This is a genomic window from Pseudomonas sp. H3_D04, assembly GCF_054669175.1.
Map to the genome: position 1 here is coordinate 2,849,473 of NZ_CP162801.1, position 23,759 is coordinate 2,873,231.

20 protein-coding genes are annotated in these 23,759 nt (G+C 59.8%); 10 read left to right on the forward strand and 10 right to left on the reverse strand.

The features are described 5' to 3' along the window. Positions 1–36 precede the first annotated feature (36 nt). A complete protein-coding gene (locus AB4N91_RS13125; protein WP_460112538.1) occupies positions 37–708 on the reverse strand; it encodes a DUF3313 domain-containing protein in 672 nt (223 codons plus the stop codon). Positions 709–922: 214 nt separating this feature from the next. Between AB4N91_RS13125 and AB4N91_RS13130 the strand changes: the two genes are divergently transcribed. After that, positions 923–3,277: a tetratricopeptide repeat protein gene (locus tag AB4N91_RS13130; protein ID WP_154911775.1), complete on the forward strand. Its 2,355-nt coding sequence runs from the start codon at positions 923–925 to the stop codon at positions 3,275–3,277. Positions 3,278–3,392: 115 nt separating this feature from the next. Here AB4N91_RS13130 and AB4N91_RS13135 read toward each other — a convergent pair whose 3' ends face one another. From AB4N91_RS13135 to AB4N91_RS13145, 3 genes are all read right to left on the reverse strand, one after another. Then, positions 3,393–4,361: a hypothetical protein gene (locus AB4N91_RS13135; protein WP_145307349.1), complete on the reverse strand. Its 969-nt coding sequence runs from the start codon at positions 4,359–4,361 to the stop codon at positions 3,393–3,395. Between the two features lie 255 nt (positions 4,362–4,616). Beyond that, the gene (locus tag AB4N91_RS13140; protein ID WP_154911777.1) at positions 4,617–5,096 is read right to left on the reverse strand and encodes a DUF934 domain-containing protein; all 480 of its coding nucleotides are present in this window, start codon (positions 5,094–5,096) and stop codon (positions 4,617–4,619) included. Then, positions 5,093–6,766: a nitrite/sulfite reductase gene (locus AB4N91_RS13145; RefSeq protein WP_102594857.1), complete on the reverse strand. Its 1,674-nt coding sequence runs from the start codon at positions 6,764–6,766 to the stop codon at positions 5,093–5,095. The genes AB4N91_RS13140 and AB4N91_RS13145 overlap by 4 nt, the downstream gene beginning before the upstream one ends. Before the next feature lie 273 nt (positions 6,767–7,039). Here AB4N91_RS13145 and ccoN point away from each other — a divergent pair, with 273 nt between their 5' ends. Both ccoN and AB4N91_RS13155 read left to right on the forward strand, forming a co-directional pair. Beyond that, positions 7,040–8,467: a cytochrome-c oxidase, cbb3-type subunit I gene (gene ccoN / locus AB4N91_RS13150; RefSeq protein WP_010459896.1), complete on the forward strand. Its 1,428-nt coding sequence runs from the start codon at positions 7,040–7,042 to the stop codon at positions 8,465–8,467. A gap of 8 nt (positions 8,468–8,475) precedes the next feature. Further along, positions 8,476–8,697, forward strand: a complete 222-nt coding sequence (locus AB4N91_RS13155; RefSeq protein WP_102594855.1) for a CcoQ/FixQ family Cbb3-type cytochrome c oxidase assembly chaperone — start codon at positions 8,476–8,478, stop codon at positions 8,695–8,697. Between the two features lie 130 nt (positions 8,698–8,827). Here AB4N91_RS13155 and AB4N91_RS13160 read toward each other — a convergent pair whose 3' ends face one another. Together AB4N91_RS13160 and AB4N91_RS13165 are read right to left on the reverse strand one after the other, a co-directional pair. Further along, positions 8,828–9,322: a hypothetical protein gene (locus AB4N91_RS13160; protein ID WP_010459894.1), complete on the reverse strand. Its 495-nt coding sequence runs from the start codon at positions 9,320–9,322 to the stop codon at positions 8,828–8,830. A 70-nt stretch (positions 9,323–9,392) separates the two neighbouring features. After that, positions 9,393–10,169: a helix-turn-helix domain-containing protein gene (locus tag AB4N91_RS13165; RefSeq protein WP_154911778.1), complete on the reverse strand. Its 777-nt coding sequence runs from the start codon at positions 10,167–10,169 to the stop codon at positions 9,393–9,395. A 78-nt stretch (positions 10,170–10,247) separates the two neighbouring features. Between AB4N91_RS13165 and AB4N91_RS13170 the strand changes: the two genes are divergently transcribed. Continuing rightward, a complete protein-coding gene (locus tag AB4N91_RS13170; RefSeq protein ID WP_154504501.1) occupies positions 10,248–10,940 on the forward strand; it encodes an aspartate/glutamate racemase family protein in 693 nt (230 codons plus the stop codon). A 1-nt stretch (position 10,941) separates the two neighbouring features. On the opposite strand, the gene AB4N91_RS13175 is transcribed toward AB4N91_RS13170, so the two are convergent. From AB4N91_RS13175 to AB4N91_RS13185, 3 genes are all read right to left on the reverse strand, one after another. Continuing rightward, positions 10,942–11,463 (reverse strand): GNAT family N-acetyltransferase, encoded by a 522-nt coding sequence (locus AB4N91_RS13175; protein ID WP_083376864.1) that lies wholly within the window; start codon positions 11,461–11,463, stop codon positions 10,942–10,944. 191 nt (positions 11,464–11,654) lie between these two features. Beyond that, positions 11,655–12,575: a LysR family transcriptional regulator gene (locus tag AB4N91_RS13180; RefSeq protein ID WP_169857979.1), complete on the reverse strand. Its 921-nt coding sequence runs from the start codon at positions 12,573–12,575 to the stop codon at positions 11,655–11,657. Between the two features lie 86 nt (positions 12,576–12,661). Then, positions 12,662–13,102, reverse strand: a complete 441-nt coding sequence (locus AB4N91_RS13185; RefSeq protein ID WP_010459889.1) for a carboxymuconolactone decarboxylase family protein — start codon at positions 13,100–13,102, stop codon at positions 12,662–12,664. A 206-nt stretch (positions 13,103–13,308) separates the two neighbouring features. On the opposite strand from AB4N91_RS13185, the gene pdxR reads away from it, so the two are divergent. The 4 genes from pdxR to AB4N91_RS13205 all read left to right on the forward strand — a co-directional run bounded on the left by pdxR (position 13,309) and on the right by AB4N91_RS13205 (position 16,666). Beyond that, positions 13,309–14,742: a MocR-like pyridoxine biosynthesis transcription factor PdxR gene (gene pdxR / locus AB4N91_RS13190; protein WP_010459888.1), complete on the forward strand. Its 1,434-nt coding sequence runs from the start codon at positions 13,309–13,311 to the stop codon at positions 14,740–14,742. A gap of 123 nt (positions 14,743–14,865) precedes the next feature. Continuing rightward, positions 14,866–15,159 carry an antibiotic biosynthesis monooxygenase family protein gene (locus tag AB4N91_RS13195; RefSeq protein WP_010459887.1) on the forward strand — a complete coding sequence of 98 codons (294 nt, stop codon included), beginning with the start codon at positions 14,866–14,868 and terminating at the stop codon, positions 15,157–15,159. A gap of 156 nt (positions 15,160–15,315) precedes the next feature. Then, complete coding sequence (locus tag AB4N91_RS13200) at positions 15,316–15,729, forward strand: cupin domain-containing protein (protein WP_077749662.1); 414 nt, start codon at positions 15,316–15,318, stop codon at positions 15,727–15,729. A gap of 226 nt (positions 15,730–15,955) precedes the next feature. Beyond that, positions 15,956–16,666, forward strand: a complete 711-nt coding sequence (locus tag AB4N91_RS13205) for a hypothetical protein (RefSeq protein WP_010459884.1) — start codon at positions 15,956–15,958, stop codon at positions 16,664–16,666. Between the two features lie 100 nt (positions 16,667–16,766). On the opposite strand, the gene AB4N91_RS13210 is transcribed toward AB4N91_RS13205, so the two are convergent. Next, the gene (locus tag AB4N91_RS13210) at positions 16,767–21,668 is read right to left on the reverse strand and encodes an NAD-glutamate dehydrogenase (protein WP_102594849.1); all 4,902 of its coding nucleotides are present in this window, start codon (positions 21,666–21,668) and stop codon (positions 16,767–16,769) included. 503 nt (positions 21,669–22,171) lie between these two features. Between AB4N91_RS13210 and AB4N91_RS13215 the strand changes: the two genes are divergently transcribed. Next, complete coding sequence (locus tag AB4N91_RS13215; RefSeq protein ID WP_102594848.1) at positions 22,172–22,525, forward strand: hypothetical protein; 354 nt, start codon at positions 22,172–22,174, stop codon at positions 22,523–22,525. A gap of 269 nt (positions 22,526–22,794) precedes the next feature. Beyond that, the gene (locus tag AB4N91_RS13220) at positions 22,795–23,754 is read left to right on the forward strand and encodes an AAA family ATPase (RefSeq protein ID WP_003218556.1); all 960 of its coding nucleotides are present in this window, start codon (positions 22,795–22,797) and stop codon (positions 23,752–23,754) included. Positions 23,755–23,759 lie beyond the last annotated feature (5 nt).

Here is a 23,759-nt window from a genome sequence, read left to right on the forward strand (position 1 = left end):
GGCTTGCCCGCGAAGCGACCATCAAGCGTCAACGCATCACTTGGACTTAAGCTTTAGAAAAGACTGGTGCAAATCCGACGCCCAACCATCAATCACGCCCTTCACGTCATCGGCCTTCATCACCTGAGACTCGTTTTCCAGCGGCTTGCCGGTGCCCTTGCGCACGACCTGGGCTAACACATGGTTATTGCCGCCATCGAGGAACACCGCTTCGGTGGCCAGATCGGTCTCCTGATCACGAATACCGCTGGCCGTGCTGACCGCCGCAGCCACCAGCGCAATCGGGATCACTTCATAAGGTTTCAGCCCTTCTGTCTTGCTGCTTACCGCCGTAATCGCGGCACGTACCACCATCACGCCCGGGCCAGGACCTGCGGCCAATGGCAGGGATTTACCCACCTCGCGCTTCAGCGCCTGGTCGTAGTAACCGGTGATGCCGTTGAGGGTCGCCTGGGGGATTTTCACCGTCGGTTGTGGTTTCGGATAGAGCTGGGTCGGCTCAATGTAGACGCTGGTGTATTGACGGATGTCGAGCTTGGGATCGACCCAGCGCATCACTGTCGCGCCCGAGGGTGAATTGGCTTCCTTGAGTTGACTGTAGTCCTTGAGAAAACCTGAATACTGGTCCGGCTCTACGACTTTGCTGGCACAGCCCACCACCCCGATCGAGGCAATGCACAACGTGCTCATCATTAACGCAAGCTTCATGCTGTAACTCCTGTCAGAAGGCCGACAACGGTATTGCATACGGGAATTACAGTTATAGCCAACGCACAGCGTTTTGTTGTCAAAAAGCACACTATTTATCTATCGCTGCGCAATGGCTCACAAGCGCCATTTGACAGACACAGAACCTCCGGCAAAGCTGCATCAAGCTTCAACGCACGCCTGACGGCCAATGCACTGGACTATGGAAGCTGCAATGCCGAAATATAAAAATAAAGCAGCAACCCCAACCCCTGATTCACCACCGACATTGATTAACCGTTACCTGTTTCCCATAACCATCGGCGTCTTGCTGGTGGCCGTGGCGGCAATCGGCTGGTTTCTGCTGTACAGCACGCCAGCGCCGATCAATACCGTACCCGTCAGTACGCCGACTGTTCAGCCGGCCAAAGCGCAACCCGTCGTCGTGACACCGGCGAAGATGGTCGATGAGCAACAATGCCGGGGCTGCCACAGCGAACAGATGAAAGATTGGCAAGGCTCCCATCACCAGTTGGCGATGCAGGAGGCCAATGCCGAAACGATGCTGGGCGATTTCAATAACGTCACGTTCAAGGCGCAAAACGAAACCACCCGTTTCTCGCGCAAGGACGACGGTTTCTGGGTCAACACGCCCGGGATTGACGGCAAGAATGCCGACTTCAAAGTGGCCTACACCTTTGGCATCGCGCCGTTGCAGCAATACCTGATCGAGGTCGGCGAAGGTCGCTTGCAAGCGCTGGGCGTGGCTTGGGATACCGAGAAAAACCGCTGGTTCCACCTCTATCCGGGCCAGGGCGTGAATTTCAAGAACCCGCTGCACTGGAGCAAGCCCAGCCAGAACGCCAATTTCATGTGTGTCGAATGCCACACCACTGGCTACAAGCGCAATTTCGACGCGGCCAAAAACACCTTCGACAGCCAGTGGAACAGCCTCGGTGTCGGTTGTCAGGCGTGCCACGGGCCCGCGTCCAACCACCTGGAATGGACGGCGAAGAAAGGTGATCTGATCCACGCCGGCTTTGCGGTCGACCTCAAGGACAAGGACGCTACGGTCGAAATCGAAACCTGTGCCCGCTGCCATTCGCGCCGCGCACCGCTGGGCGACGGCAACACCGTTGGCAAGCGTTTGATGGACGACTACCTGCCGAGCCCCCTGACCCGCGAGCTGTACGCGCTGGACGGCAAGATCAAGGATGAAGTGTTCGAACACGGCTCCTTCGCCCAAAGCAAAATGTTCGACAAGGGCGTGCGTTGCAGCAACTGCCACAACCCCCACAGCACCGAACTCAAGGCCCCGGGCAACGGCGTTTGCCTGCAATGCCACAACACCGCCGGCAAGACTTCGGTGACAGGCGTCGACGGCAAGGGTTTGCAAGCCAAGAACTACGACTCCATCGAACACACCCGCCACACCCCGGGCCAGCCTGGCTCCCAATGCGTGGATTGCCACATGCCCGGCAAGTTCTACATGGGCAACGACTTCCGGCACGACCACAGCTTCAGCATTCCCAACCCGGAGCGGGCAAAAAAACTCGGCACGCCGGACGCCTGCCTGACCTGTCACGAAGGCAAGGCCGGCGACAAGGTCACTGAGCAATTCAAACTCTGGAACACCGCCACCACGGCGCAGGCGCCACGCTACGACGAAAGCCTGTCGCTGATTCGCAACGGCCAGCCCGGCGCCGCGCAAGCCTTGTACGAACAGTTGCAGCGCAGCAACCTGCCGGCGATTCAGCGCGCCACCTTGCTGGCAGAACTGCCGCTGTACCCGAGCGAACAGGCCTTGAAACTCGCGACCAAGGACTTGAGCAACCCTGCACCGCAGGTGCGTGAAAGCGCAGTGCGGGCAATCAGTGCGTTCCTGCCGCCACCGGAGCGTGCGCCGCTGCTGACGCCGTTGCTGGACGATCCGGTGAAGGCGGTGCGGATCGTCGCGGCCCGGGACTTGCTGAGCGTCGCGCGTAACGGATTGGGCAGCGCCCAGGCCAACTGGAACGCGGCCATTGCCGAATACGAAGCGGTGCAAAAAAGCCTGGCCGAGCGCGCCGAGTCCAACCTGAACCTGGCGATGCTCTACCAGGCCAGCGGGCGCAACGACGAAGTCGAATCGCTGCTGCGCACCGCCCTCAAGCGTGATCCGGATTTCTACCCGGCGCTGGTCACGCTGGTGCAATGGCTGGAAGCCAATGGACGCGGCCAGGAAGCGCAGACGCTGTTGGCACAAAGCCTGAAAGAACACCCGGACAACGCCCTGCTGCAACACACCCAGGGCTTGGCGCTGGTGCGTGCGGGCCAGTCAGCGCAAGCCATGCCAGCCTTGCGCAAAGCCGCGCAACTGGAACCGCAGAACGCCCAATACGGCTACGTGCTGGCGGTGGCGTTGCACGACAGCGGCAAGGTTGATGAGGCATGCGAAGAGCTGGAGCGGTTGTTGAACGTGCAACCGGCCAACCGCAATGCGCGGTTGTCGCTGATCCAGTACTACCTGGATAACGGGCAGGAACCGAAGGCGCAGGTGCTGTTGCAACGCTGGAAGAAAATGAACGGGGGCGATCCGGCGTTGAAATGACCGATGGTTGACCCGAAGGCCTCTTCGCGGGCAAGCCTCGTTCCTACAGGGTTTATGCAATCCTGGTGGGAGCGTGGCTTGCCCGCGATGGCGTCAACCCGGTTTCAGATCGGATTTACCACGAAGAACCACTCTTCAACGCCAACTCCCGCCGGCTGTTCGCCCGCATCGCCTTGATCAGCGACACCGTGCCCACCAGGATAATCACCCCCGCGAACAAGAAGTCGATGGTGTACAGCTGGAAGTCCTTCATCGGCCCCACCAGCAACACCCGGATCGCACCGATACTCACCAGCGTGGCGAGAAAATCGATCCCCGGTTCATCGCGATAGAACACGTGCAGCAGCGGCAGGCACAGCACCAGCAACAAGAGCAGCACGATCACCTTGAACGAGCCTTTGCGCTCTACGCTGAACGCACACTCGTGGGCGCCGTAGGCCTTGTAGTCTTCGTCGCGGATCATCGCGTTGCGTTCGTTGATGTAGTCGACGCGGTTGTACTTCTGGACCGGCGTGAACGTGTTCGACATCTCCATCAGCGTGGTGATGTTTTTGAACCTCAAGTCGATGCGCTCGTTGCCCTTGAGGTAATACAGCACCGGTTTGTAGCCATAACGGTAGGTATCGAAGGGAAAATCCGTGGCCCGGCCCTGCACTCCGATGGGCCTTGGCTCAAGTTCGGCGTAGGCGCTTTTGTTGGCCGACGCGAGGTTGCGGCTCAGCGGCTGGACCTTGACCTGCTCAAGGAAAATCGGCGTGACGCCGAACGACCACTGCAAAGGTTCCAGGCGCAGGCGCAGTTCGTTGCGGCCCAGGTCATAGCGGTTGAAGGTGCGCTCGGACACCACCACGGCACCACTGAGCATGAACTCGCCGCGCACCGTGTTGGTGATGCGCAGCGTCAGTTGATCCTTGCCCAATAGCGCGGCATCGCTGGCCGGTGGCGTGCCGCACCAGGCCGTGCTGTCGAAGGCTCCGCCCAACTGGCCGTCACGGTTTTCCTTGAACACGTAAAAATAACTGGCCCACAGCGCCAACATCAGCAACAGCGCAATCAGCCCCAAAACCTTTTTGCCCACACTCAAACCAGACTCCTTTCTTTACCGACTCCCTGATGAGGCGTGGACTCTACCAAAATGCCATCAGCGGCCCAAGCAAAAATGCCGAGGGCGCGCCCGTAGCAGCTGTCGAGTTTGCGAGTCTGCGTTCGCCTGCGCAGCAGTCGAGAAATCAGTTTGCACGTTGTGTCATGAGTACCGCGTGCTCCGGGTTTACGACGGCTCCGCCGCCGAACGCAACCTCGTGCGGCTCGACCGTTGCTGCAAACATCGGTGTCGGTTTCAGCGTCTTCTGAATAACGGCCGCGGTTCAATCACTGAACGCCCATAGAGCACACTCATCCCGGCCAGTCCCTTCAGCGCATCCTCAGCGGATTTATCTTCGCGCACGGCAAAGCTATCGAACCCGCATTGGCGCATGTGGCTGAGCTGATCGCGCAGCACATCACCGACCGCGCGCAACTCCCCCGTCCAGCCCAAACGAGTACGCAGCAGGTACGCCTGGCTGTAACCGCGTCCGTCGCGGAAACTCGGGAAATCCAGGGCAATCAGCGGCAATGAGTCAAACCACGGCTTGAGACTTTCCACCTCGTCGTCAGGCCCCAGCCACACTGCATACTGTGCGGGCGCTTGAAGCCAGCGACTCAACGGCAAAATCACAGACCCGTCCGGCAATTCACCCTCTGCGTCCCTGACCAGCACCCAAGGATCGTCAGCCACAATCCGCGCCACGCCCTCCTCCAGTCGCAACAGATTGTTCATGCCGAGACCTCCAGCAACTTTGGATAAACCTGCTCCTTGAACGGCTCAAGACCAATGCGCTGCAAGGTGTCGACAAACAGTTCTTCGCTCTCGCGGTAATCGACGAACGTGGCGATGATCCGCTCGATCACCCCGGGCACCTCAGCCGCGCTGAAGGACGGGCCGATGACTTTGCCCAGGGCGCTGTTCTTGCCCTGGCTGCCGCCGAGGGTGATCTGGTACCACTCGCTGCCGTTCTTATCGACGCCCAGAATGCCAATGTTGCCGATGTGGTGGTGACCGCAGGCGTTCATGCAGCCGGAGATGTTAAGGCTGATGTCGCCCAGGTCGTGGAGGTAATCCAGGTCCTCGAAACGTGCCTGGATCGCTTGGGCAATCGGGATCGATTTGGCGTTGGCCAGCGCGCAGAAATCGCCGCCGGGGCACGCGATGATGTCGGTCAGCAAACCGATATTGGCGCAGCCCAGGCCCTGCTCGCAGGCCAGGCACCACAGGGCGTAGAGATCGGCTTTGGGTACGTCCGGCAGCACGATGTTCTGTTCATGGGCGATGCGAATTTCGCCGAACCCGAACTGTTCGGACCACTCGGCCACGGCCAACATTTGCTCGGTCGTCACGTCCCCCGGTGGTGAGTCGAAGCCCGGTTTGGTCGACAGCACCACGCTGGTGTAACCCGCGACCTTGTGCGGTTGAACGTTGCGCGTAACCCAACGTGCGAAGGCCGGGTTCTCGGCCAGGCGCGTGCCGAAATTCAGGTCCGTGTCGGACAGTGAACGGTAATCGGGAGCCACGAAGGCACTGGCGACCCGCTCATATTCGACGTCGGTCAACTGCGCCGGACCGTCCTTGAGGTACTGCCATTCTTCCTCCACTTCCCTGGCGAAAGCTTCGATGCCCAGGGCCTTGACCAGAATCTTGATCCGCGCCTTGTACTTGTTGTCGCGTCGGCCGTGACGGTTGTAGACCCGCAGCACCGCCTCGACATAGGAAAGCAAATGCTGCCAGGGCAAACCCTCGCGAATCTGCAATCCAAGAATCGGCGTGCGCCCCAACCCGCCACCGACAATGACCCGCAGCAGCATCTGCCCACTGTCATCGCGATAAAGATAAAGGCCGATGTCATGCATCATGATCGCGGCGCGGTCCTGCTCCGCCGAGCAGATGGCAATTTTGAACTTGCGCGGCAGGTACAGAAATTCCGGGTTGATGGTCGACCACTGGCGCAGGATCTCGGCCAGCGGTCGCGGGTCCATCAGTTCGTCCGCCGCCACACCGGCAAACGCTTCGGTGGTGATGTTGCGCACGCAGTTGCCGGAGGTCTGGATCGCGTGCATCTCGACCTGGGCAAGTCGTTCGAGGATATCCGGCACCTGCGCCAGTTCGATCCAGTTGAACTGCATGTTCTGCCGAGTGGTGAAGTGGCCGTAACCGCGATCATAGTCCCGGGCGATGCTCGCCAGCGTGCGCATCTGCCTGGCGCTCAGGGTGCCGTAAGGAATCGCCACGCGCAGCATGTAGGCGTGCTTTTGCATATACAGGCCGTTCTGCAGTCGCAACGGCAGGAACTCTTCCTCGCTCAACTCGCCCGTCATGAAACGCTCGACCTGATCGCGAAACTGCGCAACCCGCTCGAAGACCAAGGCCCGGTCATAGTCGTCGTACTGATACATGTAGCTACCTCATCAGGGTGGATCGCACGCTCTGCTACAGGGTGGCGGTGCTTGTGGCAGTGACTATGAACCTACGGCGCAGCGCGTTACAGATTCACCTGAGTGCTAAAAAACCGTATCAGAGTGCGTCAGATCACCGCAGGCAGGCCTCGTATCTGATCCGCATAAACTCGGTTTTTCTGAGTCTGTTTTGTTTCGGGCAGGGTTTCTACAGTGGACGACATGCCAGTCCGGGTGGCCTGGCAAGACTTTGCAACCGTGGAAGCATTGACCATGAGCACAGCAACAATCGGACAGGCCTATAACTACAAGGTCGTCCGCCAATTCGTCGTGGCAACCATCGTCTGGGGCGTCGTGGGGATGGCAATGGGGGTGTGGATCGCCTCGCAATTGGTATGGCCCGAGATGAACCTCGACCTGCCGTGGACCACCTTCGGCCGCTTGCGCCCGCTGCACACCAGCCTGGTCATTTTCGGCTTTGCCGGCAGCGCGCAATTCGCCGCCAGTTACTACGCGGTGCAGCGCACGTGTCAGGTACGGCTGTACTCCGACAAACTGGCCGCGTTCACCTTTTGGGGCTGGCAGTCGGTGATTGTGGTGATGCTGATCACCCTGCCGCTGGGCTACACCACCACCAAGGAATACGCCGAGATCGAGTTCTCCGGCGCGGTGTGGATGACCGTGGTCTGGGTCGCCTACGCCATCGTCTTCTTCACCACCGTGGTGCAGCGCAAGACCAGGCACATCTACGTCGGCAACTGGTTCTTCGGTGCCTTCATCGTCGTGATCGCGATGCTGCACGTGGTCAATCACCTGTCGATTCCGGTGGACTGGTTCAAGTCCTATCCGGTGTATTCGGGGGCCACCGACGCCATGGTGCAGTGGTGGTACGGGCATAACGCTGTGGGCTTTTTCCTGACCACCGGGTTCCTGGGGATGATGTATTACTTCGTGCCGAAACAGGTCGGGCGGCCGGTGTATTCGTATCGGTTGTCGATCGTGCATTTCTGGGCGCTGATCACCCTGTACATCTGGGCCGGCCCGCACCATTTGCACTACACCGCACTGCCGGACTGGGCGCAGTCGCTGGGCATGGCGATGTCGCTGATCCTGCTGGCACCGAGCTGGGGCGGGATGATTAACGGCATGATGACCCTGTCGGGCGCCTGGCATAAATTGCGCACCGACCCAATCCTGCGCTTTTTGGTGCTGTCGCTGGCGTTCTACGGGATGTCGACGTTCGAAGGTCCGATGATGGCCATCAAAACGGTCAACGCCCTCTCCCATTACACCGACTGGACCATCGGCCACGTCCACGCTGGCGCCCTCGGTTGGGTGGCGATGATCACCTTCGGGGCCATTTACCACATGGTGCCGAAAGTCTTCGGTCGTGAGCAGATGTTCAGTACGCCGCTGATCAACTTGCACTTCTGGCTCGCGACCATCGGCACGGTGTTGTATATCGCCTCGATGTGGGTCAACGGCATCACCCAAGGGTTGATGTGGCGTGCGATCAACGACGACGGCACCCTGACCTACTCGTTCGTCGAGGCCTTGCAGGCCAGCCATCCGGGGTTCGTGGTGCGCTTTGCCGGTGGGGTTTTCTTCCTCAGCGGCATGTTGCTGATGGCCTACAACACGTGGCGCACTGTGCGGGTTTCGGACATGGCGATGGCCGAACGTGAAGCGCAGATTGCGTGAGGTTTGAGATGACCGAGATAGTGCTGAATTTGTTCGGGGTCGTGGGGTTTTGGCTGGCAATCGAGTATTGCCTGAAACTCCAGACGGCCGAGAGCCTGGAGGACGCGAGCCTGATTCCGTTTGCCGATGACCCTGAGGTGGCGCGGCGGGTGGAGTTGGCGACGGGGAAGACTGTGAAGGCGGTAGCCCCCGAAGAAGCTAAACCCGGTTGGGTCAACCTGGAAATCTGACACACCACACATCCAAATGTGGGAGCGAGCCTGCTCGCGATGGCGCAGTGTCAGTCGATATTAATGCTGACTGATACACCGTCATCGTGAACAGGCTCGCTCCCACAGGATTATGTGTAAGGTCAGAGAATCAGCCGCGTTCGCGGGGGATCAGGCTCTGCAACTGCTGCGCCAGGAAGTTCGCGTCGAAGGCAAACGTATCCGGGTCTTTCAAACCATTGGTCTTGCGCCATTGCCAGCTCGTCGAAGGCGGCAGGCACACCAGCGAAATGCTGCCATACCGCGCGGCCGTCAAACCCATCACCGCCAACGAAATCTGACCACCGACGCCCATCACGTCCGGCACGAACTCCACCGGTTTGCCGGCAATGACAATGCTCAGTTTCTCGGTCTTGAACGTCGACGACTCGACCGGAACGCTCGGCCCTGAAGCGACATACACCTCGCGACTCACTTCCAGCAGGTTCGGCACCTGGATCGGCTCCAGCCATTGCTGGATCTGGTCGAACAGTTCACCAATGCGCGTCGCCCACACGGCCGATTGCGACTCAAACACTTGCTTCTTGTGCGCTTCGCTTTCTGCATAGTGGCGAAGCATCTCGCCCAGTTGCTGTACGTCGTCCATTGCGGTGTTCCTTTGGTTGAAGCGGTGCTGCGGACGTTGAGCATGGCAGATGCGCGCTGCCGGCGTACGACTAAAAGCGTGAACGGTATTGGCTGGGGGTCATGGCCAGGTATTTGCGAAACGCGCTGCCCATGTGCGACTGATGGGCGAACCCCGAATCCAGGGCGATATTGGCCAGGCTCAGGTCTGTGCGTTCGATCATGCGGCGTGCCGCTTGAAGGCGAACTTCCACCAGATAAGCATGGGGCGTCAGGCCCATGGCCTGGGTGAAATCGCGCAGGAAACGCAGCGGATTCTGCCCGTAGGTGTCGGCCAGTTGCGCAAGCGTCAGAGGCTGGTGGAACTGCCCGGCGATCTGCTCCAGCACCCGGACGAAGGACATGGACGTGATCCGCTGTGTGGTGTCGATTTTCTGCCGGGTCAAGCCAACGAGCCCCAGCGCACACTGCTCAAACGCCAGTGGATCGGGCTGCGGCGCGAGCAACAGACGCCGCACCGCTCGTGCCAGGGTCAGCGCACGTCGATTGCCTGAAGACTGCACACGGCGGGTGACACAGGGTAACTGTTCATCGGCAAACGGTTCGTCCAGGCGCATCAGCAGGTATTCACCACCGGTGACGGACTCGGAGAACACCTCGACGCCGATCGGCGTATACGCCAAGACGCCGGGCAAGGTATCGAAATCCACCCGACGGTCGGAATCGATGGCGTGCACACCCTGCTGACGCTCCAGCGTGACCCCAAGCGTTTGCGACTGCGCCGCGTCACGCGCACTGTACGCCGCACGGGGCAAGAGTTGCAGGCAGACTTTGCCGTCGAACAAACGCTGACTCATGACATCAGGCATGTGAAATTTCCTGATAGATCGAAACCGGGATCCACTGGACACTCTCTCGCAAAGGGTTGCCAACAACAGGAGCACGCCATGCGCACCATCGGCCTTATCGGCGGCATGAGCTGGGAGTCCAGCGCCGAGTATTACCGCCTCATCAACCAACAGGTTCGCGACCGGCTCGGGCCGTTGCGTTCGGCGAAATTGCTAATGTACAGCGTCGACTTCGGCCCTGTCGAACAGGCCCAGCATGCCGGGCGCTGGGACGACGCGGCGGCGATTCTGGTGGATGCGGCGCAGCGACTGCAGGCCGGTGGTGCCGAATGCGTGGTGCTGTGTACCAACACCATGCACAAGGTGGCCGGGCAGATTCAGGCCGCGATCAGTATTCCGTTCCTGCACATCGCCGACCCGACCGGTCAGGCCGCCGTGGAGGCCGGAACGCTGAAAGTCGGGTTGCTCGGGACGGCGTTCACCATGGAACAGGACTTTCTCAAGGATCGCCTGAGCGCGATGGGGTTGACGGTGCTGGTGCCGGACGCCGAGGAACGCAACGCCGTGCACCGGATCATCTATGACGAGTTGTGCGTCGGGGTGATCAGCGAGGCGTCACGCAAGGTGTATCAGCAGGTCATCGAGTCGCTGACTCGGCGTGGCGCCCAGGCGATCATTCTCGGCTGCACGGAAATCGGCCTGCTGATCAAACCCGAGCACAGCGCCCTGCCCTTGCTCGACACCACCGAACTGCATGCGCAGGCGGCAGTGGCGTTCGCGTTGGGCGACTGAGTCAGTCGGACTTGAGTGAGCGGCGCAGGCGCGCCATGCTCAGGGTATCGACCAGCCGGCCGTCCCGCACGGCGTAGTCACGGAACAGGCCTTCGGTCTCGAAACCGAACTTGCGGTACAGCCCGATGGCCGCTTCGTTGTCGGCGTACACCGAAAGCTCGACCCGCTGCAGGTTCATCCAGTTGTCGGCGACGTCCAGCGCCGCTGCCAGCAGTTTTGAGCCCACGCCTTTGCCTTGCCATTGCACCGCGACCGCCATGCCGAGATTGCCGGCATGGCTGCGGCGGATCCGCGAGAACTGCTCCAGACCAATGTTGCCGATGACCGCGCCCTGATGCAGCGCCACCAGCTTCACCAGCCGCTCGTTATCCGAAGCCAGGCGTTGGCGCCAGATCTCGGTGGATTGAAACGGCATTTGCAGGACCTGACGGGTAATCGCCGGCTCGTTGTAGAGCGCGGTGACGCCGTCGATGTGGGATTCGCTGAAGCGTTCGAGGGTGATGACAGAATCGGTGGCGGGCATGGTTGACTCATCCTTGATGCAGACATGGCCGCTTACTCTACAACACCATCTCGCGATGTGACCAGAACCCGATTGCAGGACAAGCCCTGTAGGAGTGAGCCTGCTCGCGATGACGGCGTGACTGTCGACATTGATGTCACTGACATTCCCTCTTCGCGAGCAGGCTCGCTCCTACAGGGTTGGATAGGCGTTCAGGCTTCGAACCACTCCCGCCGCTCGTTGAAGGTGTTGTGAATCAGTTCGACGATCATCTGCACCTCGGCCTGCCCCGCAGACTCGGCATTGACCGCCATCCACACCTGGCGCTGCATCGGCTGGTCGAACAACCCCGATAACGCGACCAGCCCCCTGTCAAACTGGCTCATGTAATTGGGCAGCAAACCAATGCAGGCGCTGCAACGAATCATTTCCAGCATCAGCTCATAAGAATGCAACTGCACCACGCCGGCCAGACGCTGATCGACCACGCCATTCCACGGCCGAAAACTCTCGATCTGACGATCAGGCTGCCATTGCACCAACATGAAGTCAGCGAGGTCATCGAGGCTGTCGGGGCGGGCCGCTACCCGTGAATAACGTTTGGCGATATGCGGCAGATAATCCAGTCGCGCCAAAGGCTGAGGCTCGCTGACAGGGAAACTCGGGCCCGGCAGCGGTGACTCGGTGCCTGCCAGCCACAGCACCACATCTGCACTGACCGCTCGCAGCGACAGTTCGCTGTCCAGCGTGATGATGTCCAGGCGCACGCTGGCGTTGCGTCGCAGCAACGAGACCAGATCGCGGCCCAGGATGTCGTGCAGGATCGACTCGGCCACAGCCAGCCGAATCAGCGGCTGTTCGATCACCGGTACGTCGTGTTCATGGGCCAGGGCGATCAATTGCGCCTGAAGCTGCAACCCTTCACGGCTCAAGGCCAGGCCATTGTCCTGGTGATTGAACAGCGAACACTGCAATTGCGTTTCGAGCTGCGCGAGGTGTTTGCGCAACTGAGTTGATTTGATGTTGAGGCTGCGGGCCGCTTGCATGAAACAGCCGCAACGGGCGCTGACCCGGAAAGACTGCGCCAGTACCGGATCGATACCGGCGGCGTGGGTGGATTCCATGAATGACATCAATGACTCCTGTCGATCTATCCTTGAAGCCCTCATCCTGCGCAGCGTTTATGAACCTGACGTGACACCTACGGCGGAAAATCGATTCAGCTGCTGGGGCTTTGCCGAAAACTCACCGCCAGGCGATTCCAGCTGTTGATGGTGGTGACCGCGATGGTCAAGTCGACCATTTCGCTTTCGTTGAACTGCTCACGCGCCACGGCGTAGACGTCATCCGGCACATGGCTTTCGGAAAGCAAGGTCACCGCTTCGGTCCAGGCCAGCGCCGCGCGTTCACGAGGGTTGAAGAAGCCGCTGTCGCGCCACACCACAATCGAATACAAGCGCCGATCCGTCTCGCCAAGGCGCCGCGCATCCACTGAATGCATGTCGGTGCAGAAGGCGCAGCCATTGAGTTGCGAGGCGCGGATCTTGATCAAATGCAGCAAGGCTGGCTCGATACTGAGGTTGCTGGTCAAGGCCTCCATGGCAATCATCGCTTTCATCGCTTTGGGCGACGCACTGTAGTAATCCAGGCGGGAACTCATGTGGTGACCCTTTTGGATCAAATGAAGACCCCCAAGGTAGGCGCTGACGCAGCGGCGTTACAGATCCAATTCGGCGAAAAAGCCGTGGACCATTCGGCGGCAGACCAATCCCGGGTTTTTCGCCCACGCAACTTCTGCACGGCGGCTCATGCGGGTAATCTGGCGCGACGCACACGCGCCTCAATCGCTCCAGGAGCCTCGCCGGTATGGAACTTCATGTTGTCATCAACGGCCGCAAGGACCTGGCAGGCCAGTTGTACAACCAACTGCGCAGCGCCATTGAATCCGGCCGCCTGGCAGCCGGGACGCAACTGCCACCCAGTCGTTTGTTGGCCGAACAGCTGGGCATTTCGCGCAAGACCATTTCCGACACCTACGCGCAACTGACCTATGAGAACTTCCTCACCGGGGTGATCGGCAAAGGCACGTTCGTCAACGCCCGGACAGCCAAAGCCGCCCCCAAGCAAAGCCATTCACAGCTGGCGAGCTTCGAGGTGATCGAGTCCTGGCGCAACCTGCCGGTGTTTCTGCGCCACCCGACCCTGGAGGGCTCGTTACGCTACGACTTCATCGGTGGCGCGACCAGCAAAGGCCAGTTTCCGCAGGACGATTGGCGGCGCTGCACCTCTCACGCGTTGCGCCAGATTGCCGGTTCCAAGGGCTTCTACAGCCTGCCCGAAGGCCTGCCGGCGCTGCGCAACGCGATCGCCCGGCACATCGCATTTTCCCGTGGGGTCAATTGCCAGGACGAAGACGTGGTGGTGTGCAATGGCGCGCAACAGGCGCTGGACCTGATCTCCCGGGTGCTGACCCGTCCGGGCAGCATTGTCGCCATGGAAGACCCCGGCTATCCGCCGGCTCGCCTGTTGTTTGGCACCCATGGGGCCACGGTGATCGGGGTGCCGGTGGATGCCGAAGGGATTGAGGTGGACAAGATTCCCTTGGGCACCCGGCTGATTTACGTCACGCCGTCCCACCAGTTTCCGCTGGGCATGCCGATGAGTCAGGCACGCCGGGTTGCGCTGCTGGAACGGGCTTATGAGTTGGGCGCAATCATCATCGAGGACGATTACGACAGCGAGTTTCGCTACGAAGGCCGCCCGACCGATTCACTGCAAAGCATGGATGAGCGCGGCATCGTCGCCTACGTCGGGACCTTTTCGAAAACCATGCTGCCGGAGCTGCGCCTCGGTTATGCGGTGTTGCCGCCGGCGATTCTTGAAGCCGTCATCCGCGCCAAGCAACTGACCGACCTGCACACCTCCACCCTGCCCCAGTGGGCGCTGGCCAAGTTCATCGCCGAAGGTTGCCTGCTCAAGCATATCCGGCGCTGCCATACGATCTATGCCGGACGTCGCGAGCGGATCCTGTCGCGCATGGCGGGCGACCTTTCGCCCTGGCTTGAACCCGTGCCCACCACGGCCGGGTTTCACATGGTGGTGATGTGCAAAGTGCCTATCGATATTCCGTTGGTGATCGAACTGGCGAAAAAGGTCGAAGTCGGCCTCTACGCTATCGACAGCTTTTTCTACCAGCAAGCGCCACGGGCCGGGCTGTTCCTGGGCTTTGGCGCCATCGAAACCCTGGACATCGACATCGCCCTGGACCGTTTGCGCGACATTTTGCAGCAGGTGGCCTGATCGATTGGTCTGCGGCTTTATCCAGCGATTGGCTATTGGCGGTCCACAGGTGCAGGCCTATCCTGCATAAGCGTTATCCCTCAGTGAGCAGGATTCGTCCGGCCTGATTCAGGAGTGTGAGCAATGTCCAACGAAGTGATCAATACCGTACAGGTGCAGGCCGCCGCCGGCCGCTCGGAAGAACTGGGTAAGCAACTGCAAAAGATTGTCGACACCCTGCGTCAGCAACCGGGCTGTGATTCCTATATGGTCGACCGCTGCCCAGAGGACAGCAACCGCTGGACCGTCAGCGCCCGCTGGCAATCGGAAGCGGCCATGCAATCGCATTTCAACTGCCCTGAAGTACAAGGCTTTATTGGCCTGATCGACAACCGATTGGCGAACTCCGTCGACTTCAACAGCTTCCCGATCCGCTGAACGCCCTGTAGCTGCCCTGTGGCGGAGGGCTTGTCCCCTCGCCACAGGGCCGCTGCAGATTGGTCCCCTCACCTTCGCGAATATTGGCTGTTTGATTGGCCCCACCTGCGCACTACTGTTGTTTCTGACAACTAAACCAACCGCAGGTGAATGACCATGAAAGCTTTGCGTATCCTTGCTGCTCCCCTGGCTGCCCTCGCCCTGACCGTTTCTGCGACTGCCATTGCTCACGAAGGCCCTTCAGAAAAGATCACGGTATTGCAGGATGAAGCGCTGAAAAACGTGCCCGGCAAAAAAGCCATGATGATCGAGGTCGACTACAAACCCGGCCAATCGTCGATTGCCCATAAGCATGAAGGCACTGCCATGGCCTACGTGCTGTCAGGTGCGGTTATTTCTCAAGTGAAGGGTGAGAAAGCAATCACTTACAAGGCCGGACAGTATTGGTACGAACCCGCCGGCTCGGAACACTTGGTTTCGAAAAACGCCAGTGCAACCAAGACTGCCAAACTATTGGTATTCATGGTGTTGTCCCCCGACGAGAAAGTGTTGATCCCCTTGGAAAACTGATAGCTGAAGGGATAGCCATAAATAAAAAGGCGCGAATTAACATTTCGGGCCTTTTTATTTCCCGGCGTGATTACTGGGCCTCGCTTAAACCCAATTAAACTATCGGCCAGCCAAGAAGTGCAGCGACTGGCTATTTCATTGTGCAGCGACAGGTTTAGTCTGGATAACTCGCCGGATATTCCGACATTACAACTTCCGACTCATGTTGTTTCACTGGAGTAACACCATGAAACTTGCGCTTGTCAGTACATTAACAATGACCCTCATCCTGGCGGGCTGCTCTGTTCCCACTGCGCCCAAAGCCGGGTCTTCGCTGGAAGGCCTTTTTACTGGACCGGTTGGCCGCAGCAATGCCACGCACGTCCCCAACGGCCACCAGGTTTCGTTGGGTATCGTCTACAGCCGCAACACCCAGGCCAACCGCGACTACCTGCAACACTACCAGGCCAACGCCGGCACCGGCTTCGGCCAGAGCCTGCTGGTGCAATCGATCCACGACGCCTACGTGGCCACCTCCAGACCGGACCATGCCGTGGACTGGGTCAAGGCATCGTTACAACGCCAGTTCGGCTCGGTGACGGTGTATCCGGACATGCAAAGCCTCAGGGCGGCGAAGCCCGACGTGGTCGCCATTGTCGACACCCGCAGCCAATTGATCACATCGCGCAGTTCGGATATCGAAGCGCATGTGAGTGCGCAGTTCTACGACTCAAACTTCAATTACATCGGCACTGCTCAAGGGCATGATGCCAAAGCGTTGAGTCCGTTATGGGCCGATTACAAGCGCAGTGAAGAGATTGTGGCGGATATTAACGAGCAACAGAATGTGCAAATTCGGGCACTGCAAAAGTTTGATCAATCGCTCAACAATTTAGTGATGCAACCCACAGAGACACTATCAGCCATTGAGTCAAAACAACTTCAAGCGTCGTACTAGCGCTCAGCATAATCTTGCCTTTAATCACAATGAAATGAGCACGTCCACCCCCAAAAAAACCCGCATCTCTCAATGCGGGTTTTTTTCATTCAACAGCCGATCAGGCAGCCGGTTCCAGCTCCGCAGCTGCTGTGACAGGCGCAGGCACTACCGCTTGCCCGCTCAACGCCAGGTCCAGCAACTCACGGTTGGCCACCGCGTACATGGCGTAATCGGTACCGCTGGCGGCACGGATTTCCACCAGCATCGCGCGCCAGCGTTCGATCATGCCTTCGTGCTCTTCCATCCACAGCGCCAGGCGGGTTTCCACGTCCTGAGTGCCGTCGCCCTGTTGCAGGACGGAGATGGTGATCGCACGTTGCTGCCAGTCGACGTCATCACGGAACGCTTCACGGGCCAGGGCCTGCCAGTTGTTTTCAACCGGCAGAGCGCTGATCTGTTGCAGGTACCAGGTGATGTCCAGCGCGCTGCCCACGGCGAAGTAGGCCTTGGCCACGTCTGCAGGGTTCTGGCCGGTCACGTCGGAGGCCTCGATGATCGGCAGCAGGGTGTACAAGTGCGAAGTGCCAGCCACCATACGTGCGAGCAACTCCGGCACACCGGCTTCGACGTACGCCTGATAGCGGGCCTGCCAAGTGTCGCGGATCTCGCCACTGAGCAGTTCGTCGAGCTTCAGCCCCAGCTCCTTGAGGTGCGGACCGAAGTGCGCAACGTCACGGGCAGCGTTCTGCTCGTTGCGACGGGCACGCAGGAACCAGCGCGTGGCGCGACGGCCCAGGCGCATCAGCTCGTCCATCAGCTCCAGTTGCACGTCGGCGGAAACCTGATAATCCAGGGATTCGATCTGACGGAACCAATGCGGGAGATGGAAGATGTCACGCACGATCACATAAGCACCGGCCACGTTCGCCGGGCTCATGCCGGTCGACTCTTTGAGTCGCTGAACGAAGGTGATGCCCATGTGGTTGACCAGATCGTTGGCGATCTGGGTGCTGACGATTTCGCGCTTCAGACGGTGACGGCGCATGGCTTGGGAAAACTTGCTCACCAGGCTTGGCGGGAAAGCGGTTTCCATGTCACGCGTCAGGTAATCGTCGTCCGGCACCTGGGAATTGAGCAGCGCTTCCTTGAGGTCGATCTTGCTGTAGGAGATCAGCACCGACAGCTCGGCACGGGTCAGGCCGTGGCCTGCAGCGACGCGCTCGTTGATGGCTTCTTCGGCCGGCAGGAACTCGATGGCGCGATCCAGCTTGCCGCGACCTTCCAGATCGTTCATCAGGCGCTTGTATTCAGCGATCCGCGGCAAGGCACGACGCGCCGCCAGGGACAGGGCCTGGGTCTGCTTGTAGTTGTTGCCCAGCACCAGGTTGCCGACTTCGTCGGTCATGCTCGCCAGCAACTGGTTACGTTGCTTGTCGGTCATGTCCCCGGCCTGAACCACTTCGTTCAGCAGGATCTTGATGTTCACTTCGTGGTCGGAGCAGTCCACGCCACCGGCGTTGTCGATGAAGTCGGTGTTGGAACCGCCGCCATTGAGGCCGAATTCGACACGACCCAGTTGGGTCATACCGAGGTTACCGCCCTCGCCCACCACTTTGCAGCGCAGTTCGTTGCCGTTCACGCGCAGTGCATCGTTGGCCTTGTCGCCGACATCGGCGTGGCTTTCGGTGCTGGCTTTGACGTAGGTGCCGATACCGCCGTTCCACAACAGGTCTACCGGTGCCTTGAGCAAGGCATTCAGCAGTTCGGTCGGGGTCAGTTTGTCCGCCTGGATGTCGAAGCGCTCTTTCATCTGCGGGGAAATCGCGATGCTTTTCGCGCTGCGGGAGAAGATCCCGCCGCCTTCGGACATGATGCTGGTGTCGTAATCCGACCAGGCCGAGCGCGGCAGGTCGAACAGGCGCTGACGTTCGGCGAAGCTGTTGGCCGGCTCCGGGTTCGGGTCAATGAAGATGTGCAAGTGGTTGAAGGCTGCGACCAGTTGCAGCTTGTCGGACATCAACAAGCCGTTACCGAACACGTCACCGGCCATGTCGCCGACGCCCACCACGGTGATGCTGTCTTCCTGGACATTGATGCCGCGCTCGCGGAAGTGACGTTGAACGCCCACCCACGCGCCTTTGGCGGTGATGCCCATCTTCTTGTGGTCGTAACCGGCAGAACCGCCCGATGCGAATGCATCGCCGAGCCAGAAGCCGTAGTCGATGGCGATACCGTTGGCGATGTCGGAGAAGGTGGCAGTGCCCTTGTCCGCAGCGACCACCAGGTACGGGTCATCGTCGTCATGACGCACGACGTTGGCCGGCGGAACCAGCGCACCGTCCTTCAGGTTGTCGGTGATGTCCAACAGGCCCGAAATGAAGATGCGGTAGCAGGCGATGCCCTCGGCCGCGATCTCGTCTCGGCTACCGCCCAGTGGCAGACGACGCGGCAGGAAGCCGCCCTTGGCGCCCACTGGCACGATGACCGAGTTCTTCACTTGCTGGGCTTTTACCAGGCCCAGCACTTCGGTACGGAAGTCTTCTTCACGGTCAGACCAGCGCAGACCACCGCGAGCGACGTTGCCGAAGCGCAGGTGCACGCCTTCGACGCGTGGCGAGTAAACGAAGATTTCGAACTTCGGTACTGGCTTGGGCAGCTCTGGAATCTGGTGCGGGTTGAACTTGAAGCTGAAGTAGGACTTGTTCTTGCCGTTCGCATCGGTCTGGTAGAAGTTGGTCCGCAGCGTGGCCTTGATCAGGTCCAGGTAGCGACGCAGGATACGGTCTTCGTTGAGCACCTGAACTTCGTCCAGCGCGGCAATGATCGCGTGTTCCAGGCGTTGCTGCTTGTCTTCCAGATCGTCGCTGGTCAGCTTGCGCGCCAGGTAGAAACGGGTCTTGAACAACCGGGTCAACTCGCGAGCGATGTCGGTGTGGTTGTTCAGGGTGCTGGCGATGTAACCCAGGTCGAAGCCCAGTCGAATCTGCTTCATGTAACGGGCGTAGGCACGCAACAGCGCCACATCGCGCCAAGGCAGGCCGGCGGTCAGCACCAGGCGGTTGAACGCATCGTTCTCGGCATCGCCACGCACGATGTGGACGAAGGCGTCCTGCAAGGTGTCGTTGAGTTGCTGGATGTCGAGTTCCAGGCCTTCAGCGGCGGTGAACGCGAAGTCGTGAATCCAGAACTCGCGGCCACTGTTGTGGCGCAGGCGATACGGGAATTCACCCAACACGCGCAGACCGAGGTTTTCCAGGATCGGCAACACGTCGGACAGCGCCAGCGGTGTATCGGCGTGATACAGCTTGCAGTGCAATTCGCGCTGACCAGACACCTGGCCCAGTGGTTGATAGAAGCTCATCACCAGCGGATTTTTTTCGGTCAGGCTCAGCAGGTGCTGCATATCGACCACGGCCGAATGGGCAGCGAAACGCTCGCGGTAACCGGCTGGAAAGCCTTTCGGGAAGTCAGCCAGCACGTTGGTGCCGTGGGCTTCGCCGAAGCTTTCGACTACCAGACTGGCGTAGTCGTCCTGCCAGCTGCGGCAGGCCTGGACCACTTCTTTTTCCAGCAGGACCGGGTCGATGTCGAGACGGTTCTTCGGATCGACGCGCAGAATCAGTTGCACGCGTGCCAGCACGGACTCGGAGAAGAAGGTCCAGAACTCGCAGTCCGAGGCTTTCAGGCGATCCATCAGCACTTGCTGGATCTTCTGGCGCACTTCGGTGGAGTAGATGTCGCGCGGCACGTAGGCCAGGCAGTAGCAGAAACGGCCATACGGGTCTTTGCGCAGGAACACGCGAATCTTGTTGCGCTCCTGGATCTGCACGATCGACATCACGGTGCTGAACAGCTCGTCCACCGGCGTCTGGAACAGATCGTCACGCGGCAGCACTTCGACCACCTGCGCCAGTTCCTTGCCCAGGTGAGCCTTGGGCTGGAAGCCGGAACGGCGTTCGATTTCTTCGACCTTGCGGCGGATGTACGGAATGACCCGCACGCTCTCGCCATACACCGAAGAGGTGTACAGGCCCATGAAACGGCATTCCTTGATGACTTTGCCGTCGGCGTCAATTTCGCGGATCGACACGTAATCCGGGTAAGCCGGACGGTGTACACGGCTTGGGTGCGCAGCCTTGGCAAACGACAGCAGGGTCGGTTCGCGCAGGTAGTTCACGGCGTAGTCTTCGATGCGCAGGTCATCGTAGGTCAGGCCGGTGCGCAGCAGTTTGGTCAGGCCCAGGAAGGAATCCTGGTCGTAGACGATGTGACCACCGTCGACTTCATCGCGAACCACGAACTCTTCATAGCCCAGGAATGTGAAGTGGTTGCCCACCAGCCATTCCAGGAAGCTTTTGATTTCGGCTTTTTCTTCTGGATCGACGGCGTACTGGCTGTTGTCCAGGCCGGAGAGAATTTCCTGGACCTTGTCTTTCATCGGTTCGAAATCGGTGACCGCGACGCGGACTTCACCGAGAACCTGCTCCAGCTCTTTGGTCAGGACATTGAGTTCGGCCGCGTTGGCGCAGCGGTCGATTTCCAGGTACATCAGCGATTCTTGCAGAATGCCTTCGCCCTGGGTGCCTTTCGGCAGGATTTCCAGCAGCTCGCCCTTGCTGCCGCGACGCACGCTCAGCACAGTGGTTTGCAGGGTGTGAATGCTGTAGCCGCGACGGTTCAGCTCGGTACGCACCGAGTCCACCAAAAATGGCAGGTCGTGGTGCAGCACTTCGACCGCGGTGTGGGTCGACTGCCAGCCGTGGCGTTCGTAATCCGGGTTGTAGACGCGCACTTGCGGTTGCGCGTGATCGAAGCGCTCAAGCAGGCGCCACGCAGAAAGGGTGCAGCCGGCGAGGTCGGACAACCGACGCTGGGTCAGCTCGTCCAGGGAAATGATGCCGAAGAATTGTTCAGCGAACAGCGCCACTTGTGGCAGTGCCTGTTCACTGATGTGCTGGGCCAGTGCCGCTTGCAGTTGGTGCTGGAAGTCGGCTTTGCTGGCTGCGGTGAAGAACGCCATCTGTGGTACTCCGCTTGGGCTTGTTATTGATGGAAGCGTCGCGTGCAAAACCCCTTTCGGGGCGATCCGTCACCCTGCTCCTGATTCTCGGGCAGAGGAAACAGGGTGACAGGTGGGTGAAGCTGGACGAGACACTCAGGTCACATTCACCTTCCATGAAGGGGTATCGGCAAAAACGCCTGTGCGATGAATTGCACACTGTCTTTACGGATATCCATTCGATGCGCAGCTTAACGAGTGCGGCAAGGCCTGTGCTTGCGGCGCTGCGACATATTCGGTCATCGGTACGCAGCTCACGACATGCGCCTCGAACAACACTAGCAGTCGTGCAGGAAAACGGGCGCTTTATCCCCGGTTTTGCGGCACATCCGTACCAGAAATGACCAGTAACACTCCAAGTGTTCACGACACATGATCTGACACTCAGACAAGCAGAAATTCCCGAGGGCTGGCAGAATCGCCTTTTATTGCGTTCACGATGCTCGCCGAGCCAGGATTTCCCCATGCAAATGACCACCGCACTCTTGATCGTCAACCCGTGCGATGACGAAGAAGACAACATGGCCATGCTCTGCTGCCACAGCGATCAGGGCGACATGTTCCTGATGACTCGTTACCCCGACGAGGACGCGCTGGACATCACCCTTGATGGCGAGCCTTCGACGCTGGATGGCGTGAAGGTGACCTTGAGCGCAACTCGCTTGCTGATTGAAATCGCCGCGGCGGATGCGGATGCGTTGAATGGGGATGATTCGCTGGAGATCACTCACAGCACCGATGCGAGCGATCTGGCTGAAGTGGAAGAAACCTTGCAGAACATCCTTAAGGGCACTGGCACCTATATAAGAGAGATTTGAGGGTGCCTTGACCGGCCCCATCGCGAGCAGGCTCACTCCTACAGTTGATCGTCGTACACCGTCAATGCAGGAGTGAGCCTGCTCGCGGTGGGGCCGGCACAGCCACCCAATCACTCCCCTGCTACAAATCTCCAACAATTTCCCCAACCATTTCCCACACTTTGCACAAAATGCCGTTAGTCGCCGCCCCCCGCGATGGATTAAAGTAACGCCCCCAGCCCTGGCGTTATTCGAACGTCTTCGGTCACCCTTTCCAGGAACAGTCATCGATGGAACATCGTGAAGCGCTGCTAGCGCTGCGAACCTTTCTTTCAACGCAGATTCTCGGCCAGGAAAAACTCATCGAGCGCTTGCTCATCGCCTTGCTCGCCGACGGCCACATGCTGGTTGAGGGCGCCCCGGGGCTGGCCAAGACCAAGGCCATCAAAGAACTCGCCGAAGGCATCGAAGCCCAGTTCCATCGCATCCAGTTCACCCCCGACCTGCTGCCGGCCGACATCACCGGCACGGAAATCTATCGCCCGGAAACCGGCAGCTTCGTGTTCCAGCAGGGCCCGATCTTCCATAACCTGGTGCTGGCGGACGAAATAAACCGCGCCCCGGCCAAGGTTCAATCGGCATTGCTGGAAGCCATGGCCGAGCGCCAGGTCAGTGTCGGGCGCAGCACTTACGAGCTGTCACCGCTGTTTCTGGTGATGGCCACGCAAAACCCGATCGAGCAGGAGGGCACCTATCCCCTGCCGGAAGCCCAGCTCGACCGCTTCCTGATGCACGTGAAAATCGGTTTCCCGGACGCCGCCGTCGAACGCCGCATCCTGCAACAGGCCCGTGGCGAAGCCCTGAACGGCGAAACCAAGCCCGAGCGCCGGGTCAGCCAGCAGGCGATTTTTGCCGCACGCAAGGAAATCCTCGGCCTGTACATGGCCGACGCCGTGGAGGAATACCTGGTGCAACTGGTCATGGCCACGCGCACCCCGGCCAAGTTCGACCCGGAGATGGCCGAGTGGATCGCCTATGGCGCCAGTCCTCGCGGTTCGATTGCCCTCGATCGCTGTGCCCGGGCCCATGCCTGGCTGGCCGGTCGCGACTTCGTCAGCCCGGAAGACATCCAGGCCGTGCTGTTCGACGTACTGCGCCACCGCATCATTCTGTCCTTTGAAGCCGAAGCCGCTGGCATCGATCAGGACCGGGTGGTCCAGCGGATTCTCGACGTCGTAGCCGTCGCTTGACCCCC